At 64.9% G+C, this 14,507-nt stretch carries 13 protein-coding genes and 1 tRNA gene; 9 read left to right on the forward strand and 5 right to left on the reverse strand.

Going from position 1 to position 14,507, the window contains the following annotated elements:
- The first annotated feature begins 27 nt into the window (after positions 1-27).
- Genes gndA through HF989_RS03170 form a run of 6 tightly spaced genes read left to right on the forward strand, consistent with a single transcriptional unit; the run spans position 28 to position 7,593 of the window.
- On the forward strand, positions 28-1,497 hold the full coding sequence (gene gndA / locus HF989_RS03145) for an NADP-dependent phosphogluconate dehydrogenase (protein WP_168683880.1): 1,470 nt from the start codon (positions 28-30) through the stop codon (positions 1,495-1,497).
- A 42-nt stretch (positions 1,498-1,539) separates the two neighbouring features.
- A complete protein-coding gene (locus HF989_RS03150) occupies positions 1,540-2,844 on the forward strand; it encodes a DEAD/DEAH box helicase (protein WP_168683881.1) in 1,305 nt (434 codons plus the stop codon).
- 17 nt (positions 2,845-2,861) lie between these two features.
- A complete protein-coding gene (locus HF989_RS03155) occupies positions 2,862-4,232 on the forward strand; it encodes a hemolysin family protein (RefSeq protein WP_168683882.1) in 1,371 nt (456 codons plus the stop codon).
- A complete protein-coding gene (locus tag HF989_RS03160; protein ID WP_168683883.1) occupies positions 4,229-5,281 on the forward strand; it encodes a hemolysin family protein in 1,053 nt (350 codons plus the stop codon). Before HF989_RS03155 ends, HF989_RS03160 begins: the two co-directional genes overlap by 4 nt.
- Positions 5,281-6,141, forward strand: a complete 861-nt coding sequence (locus HF989_RS03165) for a 3-methyladenine DNA glycosylase (protein ID WP_168683884.1) — start codon at positions 5,281-5,283, stop codon at positions 6,139-6,141. Before HF989_RS03160 ends, HF989_RS03165 begins: the two co-directional genes overlap by 1 nt.
- A 48-nt stretch (positions 6,142-6,189) precedes the next feature.
- Positions 6,190-7,593 (forward strand): VWA domain-containing protein, encoded by a 1,404-nt coding sequence (locus tag HF989_RS03170; protein WP_168683885.1) that lies wholly within the window; start codon positions 6,190-6,192, stop codon positions 7,591-7,593.
- Between the two features lie 69 nt (positions 7,594-7,662).
- Here HF989_RS03170 and HF989_RS03175 read toward each other — a convergent pair whose 3' ends face one another.
- The 5 genes from HF989_RS03175 to secA2 form a co-directional block, all read right to left on the reverse strand.
- Positions 7,663-8,229 (reverse strand): MerR family transcriptional regulator, encoded by a 567-nt coding sequence (locus tag HF989_RS03175; RefSeq protein ID WP_168683886.1) that lies wholly within the window; start codon positions 8,227-8,229, stop codon positions 7,663-7,665.
- Positions 8,230-8,347: 118 nt separating this feature from the next.
- A complete protein-coding gene (locus tag HF989_RS03180) occupies positions 8,348-8,908 on the reverse strand; it encodes a bifunctional nuclease domain-containing protein (RefSeq protein WP_168683887.1) in 561 nt (186 codons plus the stop codon).
- Positions 8,896-9,660, reverse strand: a complete 765-nt coding sequence (gene ftsR / locus HF989_RS03185; protein WP_168683888.1) for a transcriptional regulator FtsR — start codon at positions 9,658-9,660, stop codon at positions 8,896-8,898. Before ftsR ends, HF989_RS03180 begins: the two co-directional genes overlap by 13 nt.
- A 20-nt stretch (positions 9,661-9,680) precedes the next feature.
- A complete protein-coding gene (gene odhI, locus HF989_RS03190) occupies positions 9,681-10,106 on the reverse strand; it encodes an oxoglutarate dehydrogenase inhibitor Odhl (protein ID WP_038611479.1) in 426 nt (141 codons plus the stop codon).
- Between the two features lie 87 nt (positions 10,107-10,193).
- Entirely contained in the window at positions 10,194-12,485 is a 2,292-nt protein-coding gene (gene secA2 / locus HF989_RS03195) for an accessory Sec system translocase SecA2 (RefSeq protein ID WP_168683889.1), read from the reverse strand.
- A 110-nt stretch (positions 12,486-12,595) separates the two neighbouring features.
- Here secA2 and HF989_RS03200 point away from each other — a divergent pair, with 110 nt between their 5' ends.
- The 3 genes from HF989_RS03200 to HF989_RS03210 all read left to right on the forward strand — a co-directional run bounded on the left by HF989_RS03200 (position 12,596) and on the right by HF989_RS03210 (position 14,381).
- Positions 12,596-13,822 (forward strand): bifunctional alpha/beta hydrolase/OsmC family protein, encoded by a 1,227-nt coding sequence (locus HF989_RS03200; protein ID WP_168683890.1) that lies wholly within the window; start codon positions 12,596-12,598, stop codon positions 13,820-13,822.
- 59 nt (positions 13,823-13,881) lie between these two features.
- Positions 13,882-14,223 carry a YchJ family protein gene (locus HF989_RS03205; RefSeq protein ID WP_246233769.1) on the forward strand — a complete coding sequence of 114 codons (342 nt, stop codon included), beginning with the start codon at positions 13,882-13,884 and terminating at the stop codon, positions 14,221-14,223.
- Positions 14,224-14,304: 81 nt separating this feature from the next.
- Positions 14,305-14,381, forward strand: a tRNA-Pro gene (locus HF989_RS03210).
- Positions 14,382-14,507: the final 126 nt, after the last annotated feature.

Genomic DNA, 14,507 nt, shown 5'->3' on the forward strand with positions numbered 1-14,507 from the left:
TGAAGAACCCCGCGTAGAATCCGCCCTATGACTGCAGAACGCAATGGTGACCAGCTTGCTCAAATCGGTGTCGTCGGCATGGCGGTGATGGGTTCCAACTTGGCCCGCAACTTCGCCTCCAAAGGCCACACCGTGGCGATTTACAACCGCTCACCGGAAAAGACACGCGCGGTCGCGGAGGAGTTCGGCCGCGAAGGGACGTTCCTCCCCGCGGAGACGATCGAGGAGTTCGTTGCGTCCTTGGAGCGCCCCCGCAAGGCAGTGATCATGGTTCAGGCTGGCGCAGCGACCGACGCTGTGATCTCGCAGCTTGTTGAGGCCATGGACGAGGGCGACATCATCATCGACGGCGGCAACTCCCTCTTCACCGACACCATCCGCCGCGAACGAGAGGTCGCCGCCACGGGCCGCCACTTCGTGGGCGCGGGCATCTCGGGCGGCGAGGAGGGCGCGCTTCGCGGTCCGTCGATCATGCCCGGTGGCCCGGTGGAATCCTGGGAGACGCTGGGCCCGCTGCTGGAAGACATTTCGGCGAAGGTCGACGGCACGCCGTGCGTCACCCACATCGGACCGGACGGCGCGGGCCACTTTGTCAAGATGGTGCACAACGGCATCGAGTACGCCGACATGCAGGTCATCGGCGAGGCCTACCACCTCCTGCGCTACGCGGCGGGCCTGGAACCGTCGGAGATCGCCGACATTTTCACGGAGTGGAATAAGGGCGACCTGGATTCTTACCTCATCGAGATCACCGCAGAAGTGCTGCGCCAGGTGGACGCGAAAACCGGGAAGCCGTTTATCGACGTCATCGTCGACGCCGCCGGGCAGAAAGGCACCGGCCGTTGGACGGTGAAGGAAGCCCTCGACCTCGGTGTGCCCACCACCGGCATCGGCGAGGCGGTCTTCGCCCGCGCACTGTCCTCTGCCCTAGCGCAGCGTGAGGCCGCGCAGGAGATTGGTCTGCCCGCGGGTGAGACTGAGACGTTGGAGACCGTAGGCGTCGATAAGCAGTCGTTCATTGAAGACGTTCGCCGCGCCCTCTACGCCTCCAAGCTCGTCGCCTACGCCCAGGGATTCGACGAGATCAACGCTGGCTCGCAGGAACACAACTGGGACATCAAGCCGGGCGATTTGGCGCGTATTTGGCGCGGCGGCTGCATCATCCGGGCGAAGTTCCTGGACCGGATCACGGAGGCGTACGAGAACGATCCGCAACTGCCCTCCCTGCTCTTGGACCCGTACTTCAAGGGCGAGCTGGAAAAGGGGCTGGTGGACTCGTGGCGCCGTGTCGTCGTCACTGCGACACAGCTAGGTCTGCCGGTGCCGGTGTTTGCGACGTCATTGTCTTACTACGACTCGCTGCGCGCCACGCGTCTGCCGGCCGCCTTGATTCAGGGCCAGCGCGATTTCTTCGGCGCGCACACCTATCGGCGCGTCGACATGGAGGGAACGTTCCACACCACGTGGTCCGGCGAGCGCGAGGAGCTGAGCTACTAGCTCGGCTACTCCCCTCGCGCGTGTACGCGTAAACTGCACCAAATGACTACTTTCGCTGGCCTCGGTTTGCCCCGCGGCATCGTCAACGTCCTGAACAAGCAGGGCATCACGGAGCCCTTCCCCATCCAGGAGGCAGCGATCCCGGACGCGCTGGCGGGTAAAGACGTCCTCGGACGCGGGCCCACAGGCTCCGGCAAGACATTCACGTTCGGGCTACCCATCTTGGCGCGCCTCGAGGGCGCCCCGAGCAAGCCCGGCCACCCACGCGCACTGGTGCTGGCGCCGACGCGTGAGCTGGCGACACAGATACGCGAACGCTTGGATGAGCCAGCGGCCGCGCTCGGATTGCGTGTGCTCGACGTTGTGGGCGGGGTGAACATCAACCACCACATTCGCGCGCTCGCGTCTCCGGTCGATCTGCTGGTGGCCACCCCTGGACGCGCAGAAGACCTGATCAACCAGAAGAAGCTGTCGCTGGATTCGGTAGAGATAAGTGCGCTGGACGAGGCGGACCAGATGGCGGACATGGGTTTTCTGCCGCAGGTTCGCAAACTGCTGGACCGTACGCCCAAGGACGGCCAGCGCCTTCTGTTTTCCGCGACCTTGGACGGCGACGTGGAAAAGCTCATCGGCCGTTACATGCACGATCCCGTCACGCACTCCACCGCCCCGGTGGAGGCTGCGGTGGACACGATGGACCACTACCGCCTGATGGTCGGCGGGCGCGAGCAGCGCAACGACATCGCGATGCAAATTGCCGCGCGCGAGGGAAAGACCATTATGTTCATGCGCACCAAGCACGGCGTGGACCGCCAGGTGAAGAAGCTGCGACGCGCAGGCATCCACGCCCAAGGCCTGCACGGCGATAAAGGCCAGGGTGCGCGCACCCGAGCGCTCGAGGGGTTTGCCTCCGGGGAAACCCCGGTGCTCGTGGCCACCGACATCGCAGCGCGCGGCATTGACGTCGACGACGTTTCCCTTGTGGTCCACGTGGATCCGCCCGCCGAGCACAAGGCGTACCTGCACCGCGCCGGCCGCACCGCCCGCGCTGGGACGTCCGGCACCGTGGTGACGCTGGTGATGGACGACCAATCCAAGGAGGTCTCGCAGCTGCTGCGCAAGGCAGGGGTGGACGCCCCGGAGATCAAGGTAGCTCCTTTGTCGGAGTCCTTGGTTACAATCACCGGTGCACGTCAGCCGGAAGGTGCGCCGCTCCCCCCGCCGGGCCAGTCCCAGCAGCAGAAGCGGGCCACGGGTTCCGGCAACCGCAAGACGGGCGGCAACCGCAGTCGCGGCAATAATCGAGCCCGCCGCTCAGATCGAAGCCGAAGGAGTAACGGCCGCTAAGGCACAGACCATCACTCATGGACCTACTGCTTTCCATTCTCGCCCTGCTGGCGTTCGTGGTGCTCACTGCCTCAACAGGGTTGTTTGTGGCTATCGAGTTCTCCATGACCGGCATGGAGCGCTCCACCATTGACGCGCATGTGCGGGACAAAGGCGACAGCACCGCCCGCGCGGTGGCTCGCGACCACGCCAACCTCTCGTTCGTGCTCTCCGGCGCACAGCTGGGCATCACGTTGACCACACTTGCCGCCGGCTTCCTCGCCGAGCCCGTGCTGGGCAAGTTCTTCACTCCCCTGCTAGAGGTTGTCGGGCTGCCGGCCAGCGCGTCATCCACCGTGGCCCTCATCTTGGCCCTTGTCGTGGCGACGTTTTTGTCCATGGTGTTCGGCGAGCTCGTGCCGAAAAACGTGGCTATCACGGATCCGCTGAAGACGGCGCGGGCAGTCGTTCAGCCTGTCCACTACTTCAACACCGTGGCCAAGCCGTTTATCAACTTCCTCAACTCCTCGGCTAACTGGGTCGTGCGCAAAATGGGCATTGAGCCTGCGGACGAGCTGGCGTCTGCACGCTCCTCCCAGGAGCTGGGCGCGATGGTGCGCAGCTCCGCGGAAGCCGGTGGCCTCGACGCCGCCACGGCAGCGGTGATCGACCGCTCCCTCCGCTTCGGGGAGACCACCGCGGAGGAGGTGATGACGCCGCGCTCCACCATCGACTCGTTGGACGCCGACGACACGGTTGCGGACCTGATCTCCCTCGCGCGTGAGACGGGGCACTCGCGCTTCCCGGTGCGCCGCGGGGACTTGGACGACACTCTCGGGGTTGTCCACATCAAGGACGCGTTTTCCGTGCCGCACGAGGATCGCCAGACCACCGAGCTCGCCGGCCTCGCCCGCCAGGTGCCGTTCGTGCCGGGCACGCTCGACGGAGACTCGGTACTTAACCGCGTGCGTTCCGCGGGTTCCCAGGTCGTGCTGGTGGCTGACGAATACGGCGGGACGCAGGGATTGGTCACTATCGAGGACCTAGTTGAAGAAATCCTCGGCGAGGTCTACGACGAGTACGACGACCGCGAGAGCGAGAAGGACATCACCCGATTTGGCACCTCGTGGGAGGTTGCGGGGCTTGTGCGTCTTGACGAGCTTGAGGAACGCACCGGTTTTGCAGCTGCGGATGGCCCGTACGAAACACTCGGCGGCCTCATCATGGGCACGCTCGGGCGGATCCCGGAACTGGGTGACGAAGTTACCCTTCGCGCCGCCACGGGGAGCCTGCAGGAAGAATTCCAATCCGCCGGCGCCGGGAGCTGGCTCGCCCAGGTCACCGAGATGGACGGCCGCCGCATTGACCGGGCCATGTTGCGGCCGGTCCCTGAGGAGGAAGCGCAATGAGTATCTGGGTAGCCGTGCTTCTCATCGTCGCTCTGTTGGCGGTGAACGCGTTTTTCGTCGCTGTCGAGTTCGCGCTCGTCTCCTCGCGCAGAGACCGCTTGGAATCCCTGCTGGCCCAGGGCAAGACCAAGGCGGAGGGAGTGCTGTACGCGACGGAGCACCTTTCCATCTACCTCGCGGGCGCACAGTTCGGCATCACAATCGCGTCGCTGGTGCTGGGCAAGGTGGCGGAGCCCGCCATCGCTGCGTACATCGAAGCGCCGTTCGAGTCGCTCGGGCTGCCTCCGGGGCTTCTGCACCCCGTTTCCTTCGTCATCGCGTTGTTGATCATCTCGTTCCTGCACATTCTGTTCGGAGAGATGGTGCCGAAGAACCTTGCCATCGCGGGCCCCGAGCAGATGGCGATGTGGCTGACTCCCGCGATGACAGTGTGGATGAAGCTCACCCGCCCCGTCATCGAGCTGCTGAACTGGGTTGCGCGGAAGACGCTGCTGCTGTTCGGCATCGAGCAGCGCGACGAGTTGGAATCCACCGTGGACCAGGAGCAACTGGCCAGCATGATCCAGGAGTCCCGTGAGGAAGGTCTGCTGGACGCGGAGGAGACGGTGCGTCTTGCCAAGGCCTTGCGCCAGGAATCGCGCCAGTTGAAGGAAGCGATGATTCCGCTCGCCGGGTTGAAAACCATCCCCTACGATCCCCGCGGCATCCGCTTGTCCGTAATCGAGGAGGCGGTGCAGGAAACGGGGTATTCGCGTTTCCCTGTGCGCATCGACGCGAGCTCCCTCGCCGGATACGTTCACGTCAAAGACATTCTGGATCTCATGGAACACCCGCAGGGCGATCCCCGGGTCTCCCTTAAACGCATCCGGCCCCTGACCACAATCGAGGCCACCCAGTCCATGGACGATGCCCTCGCCCAGCTGCACCGTCGCTCAGCGCACATGGCTGAGGTCCACGACAATGGCCGGCTGGTGGGCGTCGTAGCGCTCGAAGACCTGATTGAGGAATACGTCGGCACCGTCTCCGACTGGACGCACGAGGCGGATTAATGCAGGTACTCGCCCCCGATGAGTACCTGCCCCGAATTGCTGCGCACGAAGCCCGCGCCGAATACTGGACCGGCCCCCGCGTGGCGCGTCGAGCCCGGGGCGAGTATCACCCCGTGTGGGATTTCCTCTTCGACTACTACCCCCTGCGGCCATCGCACTTGAAGCGCTGGCACCCAGGGGTGGGGGTCGCGCTTGCAGACGCAGCTGAGCTTCCGCACGCGCAGTGGCGCGATTACACCGTCGACGGTAACGGCACTGTCGAGGTAGACCCCCGAATCTTCCTCGCCCACCGTCGAGGCGATGCGGAAGAAGCGGCGGCGATCCTTCGGTCCGTCGAGAAGCGGGATGCCCACTTCGACTGCTTCGGAATGCACGAGTGGGCCATGGTCTACCGCACGGATTCCCCGCGCCACAGCCTCCCGCTGCGCCTCGGCGCCGAAGGCACGAACGCGGTGGTGGAATCGCACACGATCAAGTGCTCGCACTTCGACGCGTTCCGCTTTTTCACCCCGGCCGCGCGCCCGCTCAACCTGACGGTGCTCACACGCGACGGCCAGGCGCGCAGCGACCAAGCCGGCTGCGTCCATGTGAGCATGGACCTGTACAAATGGGCGCTCAAGCTCGGCCCGCTCGTGCCCGGTGAGCTGCTGATGGACTGCTTCGAGCTCGCCGCAGATGCGCGGAAGCTTGATATGGAGGCGTCCCCGTACGACTGCCGCGAACTCGGCTTCGGCGTGGTGGCGGTGGAAACCCCCGAAGGCAAGGCCCAGTACGTGGCCCGCCAGCGCGAACTGACGCGTCGCGCGCAGCCGCTTCGCCGACGGCTTGTCGCGGTCATTGACGCTGCGTGGCACGGCTAGACTCTGCACCAGGCTTTCACTCAATCGATTGAAAAGGCGGCAGACCCGATGGCAAAGCACGCAAACGGTAAGAACACTTACGCGCTGTCGGGAGGTGCCATCGCGGTGCTCGTTGCGCTCGCGCTCATCATCGCCGGTGTCGTGTGGTGGTTGACCAGCCGCAGCGATGGGGACGTCGAGGCTGAGCAGCGCGACTGTGTCGCGGGCGATCTCGCGCTTCCCGTTGCAGCCGTTGACAAGGTAGTGGGACAGTCGCTTATCGACGCCTACGGTGACACCCACCCCGTCGTCCGAGACTTCTGCGTCCAGCCGCAACTCGTGGATGAGGTTGCAGGCGCTGCCGTCTACGTCGCCCCGGACACCGGCGTCACCCGACAGGTGCTCGACAACGCCGGCCGTACCCAGGCTGTGTCCGACCCGCAGCCTGTGTACGGCCAAGCGGTTGGTGTGGCTGGTAGCGTCGAGGTGGCGCTCGAGGATCTCACTGTGGATAAGGTGCGGTTTCCAGTCGGCGATGACCCGGTAGCCTCTGCCCTAGTGGCAGCCCAGGTGGCGGGCAATGACAACGACGCCGTGCAGGCGCTTACCGCCCAGCGGGTTGAAAGCGCCGCGGATGTTGATACTGGCAGCGGCCAGTTCGTCGCCACCGGCGAGCACGGGGTTCCGAATGGCCTCACGTTCACGCCGGTGGGTGCAGACGCCGTCTACGTCGCCTTTCCGCTGAACCAGGACGACAGCGTGGATGAGGATCAGGCCCGCGCGGGTCAAGACTTCGCGCGCTTCGCGGCCGACGCATTCGACGGCTCCGCGAAGGACCAGCCCGTCATCCCCGACCTCGTCTGGGCCGCAGCGCTGCCTTCCGGCGGGGAGGCGCTCACCGCCGACACGAGGCGAGAAGATGCCGCGGCAGAAAGCCGCGCTCTCAGCCCGGAGAACACGCTGTTCCTGTTGGACACATCTGACGCCATGGCCCCGTACATCCAGCCCACGAAAGACGCAATCGCGAGCGCGGCGCTCGAGCTCGGAGAGCAAGACAAGCAGGTTGGTCTCTGGAACTATTCATCGCCGCTGAATCCGGGGGTTGCGGTGGGCTACCGCCAAAACATCACGGTCTCCCCCGACGCGGATTCGGTCGCGGTAGCGGTTCGTCGCTTCCTCACAGGAGGCTCGCCTCAGACCCGTGAGGCAGTAGCAGCCGCCGCAGACACTTACGGCAGCTGGGACACTCCGGTCCGCGTTGTGGTGGTAACCACCGGTACCGCCGATGCAGACGACGATGACGCGTTCGCCGACGACGTACGCAAAGCGAGCGGGGACAACGTGCAAATCTCGGTCGTCCACGTAGGAGACAGCGAGCCCGATGCGGCCCTCGCGTCTGTCGCAGCTGCAACAGTGGACGCAGCACAAGCGGATGACATCGCCGGCGCCGTGAACAAGGCCGCCGGGCTGTAGCGGACAGCGGGCAAGACTAAAGCCCGGGCTGGTGGGAGAATTCCCAGCCCGGGCTTTTGCAATGGCAGCTTACGAGGTCTTGCGGCGGCGGCGATCCGCCAGCTCGTCGAATCCGATGACGTTGCCGGCATCCTCCGACATGATCCGCTCGGAGGGGAAGGCCGAGATCGTGCCAGTCAGTTCCTTCATAATCTGCGGCACTGCGATGCCGAAGACGCCCTGGCCGCCGCCGAGGAGGTCGATGATCTCCTCATTGGAGCGGCACTCGTACACGGTCACTCCGTCGGAGACGAGCGTGATCTCTGCGATGTCGGAGACGCCGCGGTCACGCAGCTTGTCCACAGCGAGGCGGATGTTCTGCAGCGAGATCCCGGTGTCCAACAGCCCCTTCACGATCTTAAGCACCAAGATGTCTTTGAAGGAGTACAGGCGCTGGGAACCGGATCCCTTCGCGCCGCGGATGGACGGGCGCACCAGGCCGGTGCGCGCCCAGTAGTCGAGCTGGCGGTAGGTAATGCCGGCGACCTGGCAGGCGATGGGCACACGGTAGCCCACCTCGTCGGACGGGCCGACGTCGAAAAGCGATTCTTGGACCGCTTCCACCTGGCCGCCGCGGGTTCCCTCGATGTTGCTCATGTAATTACTCCCATGAAAGTTTGCTGTGTGCCTAAGGGCTATTAAATGCGAAGCATACGCAGCCGGTCAATAGTCACAGGCGCAACACGCCGAAACTCTCAAGTAATACTTGAGGGTTTTACCCGTCCTTGGGGTTATCGTCCCCCAGATCGGCATCCTCCACGCCGAGGCTTCGCATGAGCGCTTCGAAATCTGCGTCGGCCTGGGCGTCCCCACTAGCGGAAACCGACTGGCCGTTGAATCCCTCCACCTCGATGTCCGCCTGCAGGTACCGCTCGGCATCGTCCTCGGAGATGAACACAGCCGCCTCGGCAGCGACAGTGTCATCCACCGCTAACTCCATATCAAGCTCGTGGGCAAGCAGGAGGGCGTCGGAGGCGCGAAGGTCAATTTCCACTCCGCTGTCAAGCGTGAGCGTGGACATGAACGTGCCGTCAACGTAGCTGGAGAGTTCGAGGCTCGCGGCCCCGTCGACCGAAGTGCGGATCAGCTCGGCCATCGCGTCCACCGGCCGGGGTCGGCGGGGCGCCCAGCCGCTCAGGCGGGCGGCCAGCTCGGCACCCTCCATAGGCGGGAGCCAGACGGGAATGCACCGTCCGTTTGAGGGGCGTTGAAGCAGTGCACAGAGGAAATCCTCCGGCCCGACGGGAAACACCCCGACGAGGGTTACGCCCTCCATGAGCTCCCCAATTGCGCGCGCAGCTCGTTCTTCACTAACGACGCGTGCAGGGACACCACTAGCGCGGACATCTGCTGGGCGATTTCCTCCGCCTTTTGCTTCGCTGTTTCCTTGCCCGACTTCGCCACCGGACCTGCCACTTGGTTGATCATGTCGGCCTGTCGGGACGCGGCTGTACGCAGCGTTTTCAGGTGGCGGGCGTCAAAGCCGAATTCCGCCAGCGAGAGCGCGGTGGTGACGGTACGCACGTCGTCCGCCGTGAACAGCCCGGCGGCATCGGGGGTGATCAAGCCAACCTTGATGTATTCCGCCACAGTCTGCGCATCCGTCTGCGCCTGCTCTGCCACATCCGTGTCGGTCAGCTGCGTCGCGGCCGGTGCTCGGAAGTTTTCCGGGGAGATCATGGGCTCGGACTCACCCGCGGTCAGGATCGCGGTGACATGCCCGGAGTCCATCGCCTCGAGCTGCTCACGAATGACCTTCAGCGGCAGGTAGTTGTCGCGCTGCGTGACCAAAATGTAGCGCAGGCGCTCGACGTCCTCATCGGTGAAGCGACGATAACCCGAGGCGGTGCGCTGCGGGGTGATCAGCCCCTCCGACTCGAGGAAGCGGATCTTAGAGACGGTCACGTCCGGGAACTCAGCGCGAAGACGCTCAAGCACCACGCCGATGGACATTGTCTTGGCGGGTTTGGCGGATTTCGCTGGCTTCGCGGCGTTGGCAGCGGTAGCCGTCTGACGGATTGCGCTCACTGGGTCGAACTTTCCTCTAACTAGTTGCCTGCGGTGATGAAGACGAGACGGAATTTACCGATCTGGATTTCGTCCCCGTCGGTCAGCTCCTGGGAGTTGCGCGGCTCGCGGTTGACGTAGGTGCCGTTAAGCGATCCGACGTCCACAACCTCGTAGCCGCCCTCGCTGCGGCGGAACTCTGCGTGGCGGCGCGACACAGTCACATCGTCGAGGAAGATATCTGCCTCCGGGTGGCGGCCGGCGGTGGTGGAATCCTGGTCCAGCAGGAAACGAGCACCGGCATTGGGCCCTCGCTTGACCACGAGCAGTGCTTCCCCCTCCGCGAGCTGGTCGGCCCCTGCGACGGAATCCACGGAGGACGCGGCACCGGACTCCATTTCCTTGAGCAGGTCAGCGCGGAACACCGAGGTGGTTTCGACCTGGTTCTGCGGCGTGCTTTCGCTCATGGGTAACTCCTGACTTTCGAGTCGTAGTTGAGATCTCTCGCCATAATAGCGCCCGGCCTTGGAGCGGGTGCGGCGACTGGAGGGTGGTTAGCGGAAAATGTTGCCGATGCCGGAGATGATGGAGTTCCCGGAACCTGCAAGCGGGTTATCGGAAACCATGTACGTCCACGTCGCGCTGGGACGCTTCCACCCCGCTGCCGCAAGGTGCGCTCCATCTGCGTCAATGCGCACCTCGTCGAACGTCTCCGCCGCTGCCGCCACGGCGCGGTTGGCCAGCTCCTTGAACTCGCGCACCGCGATTCGGTGGTATTCGTCGATCGGCGTTTCCCGGGCAATGGCGCGCAGATGAATGGATTCGCGCACGTCATCCATGAGCGCTAGGTACTCGGACCACTCGGCGTCTAGGTGGTAAAGCATGATGTCCCGGGCCGCCTGCTCCAGCGTCGCCGCCGGCAGGTGGGACAGTTCAACAGCCCGCTGCGGGCAGCGTTCGGCCAACTCGCGCCACGCAGTGTCGGTGTCCAGCAAGGTAGCGCGGCGCTCGTCCACGATATCGCGGTGGTCGGCGAGCAGCTTGTTGTACTTCCAGGTCTGGGAGTGAATTTCCAGCAACTGCCCTTCAGTCACGCGCTGGCAGTGCTCGATGAAGCTTTGCGCGCGGTTGCCGGTGATGCGGCCGTCTGCTTCTGGACGGGCGGTGAACTGCTCGCCGTCACCGCCGGTGGTGACGATGTCGTCTTCCAACGACACGAAAAACACACTCGAACCCGGGTCGCCCTGGCGGCCTGCACGCCCGCGCAGCTGGTTATCCAGGCGCGCGGTGCGGTGGCGTGCGGTGCCCAGCACGGCGAGGCCGCCGAGGGCAGCCACCTCATCGTGGTCGCGCTCATCGGCGCCCCCGAGCCGAATGTCGGTACCGCGGCCCGCCATTTGGGTGGACACGGTCACGCGCCCGATATCGCCGGCCTCGGCGATGATCCGCGCCTCCTCGGCGTCGTTTTTCGCGTTCAGCACGTTCACGGCGATCCCCCGCGCCCGCAACGAATCGGCCAGCGCCTCGGACTCCGCCACGTCGTGGGTTCCCACCAGCACGGGCTGCCCGGTGGAGTGAATACGCGCAATCTCGTCGACGATCGCCTCGTTCTTCTCCCCCAGCGTGGCGTAAATGCGGTCCGCTTCGTCGAAACGCTTGAGCTCTTTAGCGCGGTCGATCACCGCGACGTGCAGCCCGTAAAAGGAACGCAGCTGGTCGGTCGCCTCCACCGCGGTACCTGTCATGCCGCACACCAGCGGGTAACGGCGCATTAGCGCCTGTAGCGTGATCGAATCCAGGATGCGGCCACCCTCGGAAACATCCAGCCCCTCCTTTGACTCCACGGCCGCCTGCAACCCGTCGGGCCAGCGCTGTAGATCCGCCACCCGGCCCCGGGAGGCGTCGACGAGTGCGACCTTGCCGTCGTTCACGATGTAGTGCACGTCCCGAATCAGCAGCGCCTTGGCGTGCAGCGCCAAGTTCACCCGCACCAGGGTAGAGCCGATGTGCTCGTCGGAGTACAACGAATCGATGCCTAGCAAACGCTCGACCCGGCGCGCCCCGTCCTCGGTGAGAAACGCATTCCTTCCCTCGGCGTCGATGGTGTAGTCCCGGCCTTCGTCCAGATGCGAGACCGCCTCGGTGATCTGGCCGGTTGCTTGCGTAGAGCCCTCGGACCCTGCGAGCACGAGGGGCACGAGCGCCTCGTCGACGAGCACGCTGTCGGCCTCGTCCACCAGCGCGACGTCGGCGGGCACCTGCACGGTGTCTTCGCGGGAAGTGATCTGGTTGTCCCTGAGGTGGTCGAAGCCGAACTCTGTCACGGGGGCGTACACCACGTCGGCGCGGTAGGCCGCTACGCGCTCATCGCGGGTGGAGGTCTGAGTCACCGCCGCGACACGCAGGCCGAAAAACTCCACCAACGGGCGCATCCATTCGGCATCGCGGGCGGCGAGGTAATCGTTCACCGTGATCAGGTGCACGCGCTTTCCCTGCAACGCGAACCCCGTGGCTGCCATCGCGCCAACGAGCGTCTTGCCCTCGCCCGTGGCCATCTGGATTACATCGCCCTCCAGCAAACGCAGCACCGCCTGGTTCTGCACCTCGAACGGGGTCATGCCAAGCGTTCGCTGCGACGCCACCGACAACCCGGCGAGGAACCGGGGCGCGTCCGACACGGCGCCGTCGCGCACGGTGGCTCGGACGGTCTCGGCGAGCGAAGCGTCGTCGAGAAGCGAAAGCTCGTCGATGAGCCCGTGGGCGTTCGCCACAACCGCCTTTGACTTCTTGTTGTTGCGTTCCGTGGTGGAGCCCATGGCCTTCCAGAACCAGTCAAACCTGCCCATAGGGGGAAAGGATAACGCCAAGGTGTCAAACGGTTGCTGTGGCGATTAATCTGGCTGCGAAAGTACCCGTGGCGCACCCGTCGCCCAGCCGCAGGAGGATACGGCTACCCATGCTGTCTACGAATGTGAAAGTCCCGTCGTCGAAGGGCTACATGATGGCCGGCACCATCGACCGCCCGGACGGCCCCGCCCAGGCCTACGCAATCTTTGCCCATTGCTTTGCCGGATCCCGCCACACCCCCGGCGCATCGCGCATTTCGAAGCAGCTGACGCAGCACGGCATCGCCACCCTGCGATTCGACTTCCCGGGCCTGGGCCAGTCCGAGGGTGAATTCAAGGACACGTCGTTCTCCGAGAACGTGGACGATATTGTCGCGGCCGCCCAGTGGTTGGAGGCCAATTACAAGGCCCCGCAGCTGCTCATGGGACACTCCCTCGGCGGTGCCGCGGCGCTTAAGGCCGCCACTCGGCCTGAGCTGAAGAAGATGGTCAAGGCCGTGGCCACCGTGGGCGCGCCGTTCGACCCGGCGCACTCCGTGTTGCACTACGCCAACGCTATCGGAGAGGCGGACGCCAACGGCTCCGTTCCCGTGGTGCTCGGCGGGCGCGAGCTGATCATCTCCCGCGAATTTCTGGAGGACCTCGCGGACACCAACCCGGAGGAGTACCTGCCCAAGCTGCGCAAGCCGCTGCTGCTCGTGCACTCGCCTATCGACGTCACCGTCGGCATCGACAACGCCCAGAACATCTTCTCCCTCACCCGTTACCCGAAGTCGCTGATGGCTCTAGACAAGGCAGACCACCTGCTCACCCGTCAGGGCACCGCGCAGCGCGCCGCGGACATCATCGGTTCCTGGGCGGTGCAGTACATCCAGCCGCTATTTGTTCCCGAAAAGACCTCTGACACCAACGCGGTGTCCTACTCCGCGCGCGGCACCAAGTACGGCGACGTCGTGCGCACCTCCGACGTCGCGATTACCACCGACCGCTCCAAGAACACCGGTGGCAAAGGCCAGGGTGTCACGTCCACTGGCCTGTACATGTCCGCCCTCGCGGTCAGCTGCTCGCAAGCGGTGCGCGAGGCCGCGAAGCGCATGCCGCTTGACGACGTCCGCGTGGAAGTCACCCACAACGGCAACGGGACCTTCACCCGTCTGATCACGCTCTACGGCGACCTGACAGATGCGCAGGTGGGGACTCTGCGCGCCGCCGGCGCCGCGTCCACCGTGGACGGCTACGTGGACAAGGGCGACATTGCCACGACGGTGGAGACCGCCTCGCTGGAGCGCCGCCGCCGGCAGAACGCGCTGCGCCGCGGGGAGCGTTTGGCCAAATGACGGATGCGCCGCATATCCCACAGAGATTTGCTCGGGGTCTCTGCCCCTGCGGTCTGGGCATGCCGTACGACACCTGCTGCGGCCGCTTCATCAGCGGCGCCTCCTCCGCCCCTACCGCTGAGGCGCTGATGCGGTCGCGCTACAGCGCCTACGTGCTCGGCGACGGTGCCTACGTCGCGCGCACCTGGGCCGACGAGACTCGCCCCACCGACCTACAGGTCAACCCTGCTGGCGAGCCATTCACACGGTTGCAAGTGGTGTCTGTCTCGGGCGGCGGGCCATTCGACGCTGAGGGCACAGTGGAGTTCGCGGCCCACTACCCCGGCGGCGTCATGCGCGAGCGCTCCCGGTTCGAGCGCCGCGCCGGTTCCTGGGTCTACGTCGACGGTAGCGTCCGGTGACCTGCCGGTTTTGGCAGCATATGACAGTGCTGTAATATCTCCGGAGTTACCGATGAGGCCCTGTGCCTAGCGGTAGCGGATCGGGCTGTGGCGCAGTTTGGTAGCGCACCACACTGGGGGTGTGGGGGTCGCAGGTTCAAATCCTGTCAGTCCGACCACGTTTTAAGAGGGTTTCGGCTTTCTGGCTGGCATGTGCCGGTCGGAGGGCCGATTTCTTTTGCTTGGGGTGCATTGGGCCACGTGTCCAAATACGAAAATGGCCCCAGGCGGGTGGTGTCGCCTGG

It is taken from the genome of Corynebacterium mucifaciens, assembly GCF_012396315.1.
Classification (GTDB): Bacteria; Actinomycetota; Actinomycetes; order Mycobacteriales; family Mycobacteriaceae; genus Corynebacterium; species Corynebacterium mucifaciens.

Bases quoted from the DNA above. Each gene is read 5' to 3' on its own strand.
- HF989_RS03160 (WP_168683883.1), top strand. From the start codon at position 4,229: ATGAGTATCTGGGTAGCCGTGCTTCTCATCGTCGCTCTGTTGGCGGTG.
- secA2 (WP_168683889.1), bottom strand. From the start codon at position 12,485: ATGGGCAGGTTTGACTGGTTCTGGAAGGCCATGGGCTCCACCACGGAA.
- HF989_RS03205 (WP_246233769.1), top strand. From the start codon at position 13,882: ATGCCGTACGACACCTGCTGCGGCCGCTTCATCAGCGGCGCCTCCTCC.
- HF989_RS03155 (WP_168683882.1), top strand. From the start codon at position 2,862: ATGGACCTACTGCTTTCCATTCTCGCCCTGCTGGCGTTCGTGGTGCTC.
- odhI (WP_038611479.1), bottom strand. From the start codon at position 10,106: ATGAGCGAAAGCACGCCGCAGAACCAGGTCGAAACCACCTCGGTGTTC.
- HF989_RS03200 (WP_168683890.1), top strand. From the start codon at position 12,596: ATGCTGTCTACGAATGTGAAAGTCCCGTCGTCGAAGGGCTACATGATG.
- HF989_RS03180 (WP_168683887.1), bottom strand. From the start codon at position 8,908: ATGGAGGGCGTAACCCTCGTCGGGGTGTTTCCCGTCGGGCCGGAGGAT.
- HF989_RS03175 (WP_168683886.1), bottom strand. From the start codon at position 8,229: ATGAGCAACATCGAGGGAACCCGCGGCGGCCAGGTGGAAGCGGTCCAA.
- HF989_RS03165 (WP_168683884.1), top strand. From the start codon at position 5,281: ATGCAGGTACTCGCCCCCGATGAGTACCTGCCCCGAATTGCTGCGCAC.
- gndA (WP_168683880.1), top strand. From the start codon at position 28: ATGACTGCAGAACGCAATGGTGACCAGCTTGCTCAAATCGGTGTCGTC.
- HF989_RS03150 (WP_168683881.1), top strand. From the start codon at position 1,540: ATGACTACTTTCGCTGGCCTCGGTTTGCCCCGCGGCATCGTCAACGTC.
- HF989_RS03170 (WP_168683885.1), top strand. From the start codon at position 6,190: ATGGCAAAGCACGCAAACGGTAAGAACACTTACGCGCTGTCGGGAGGT.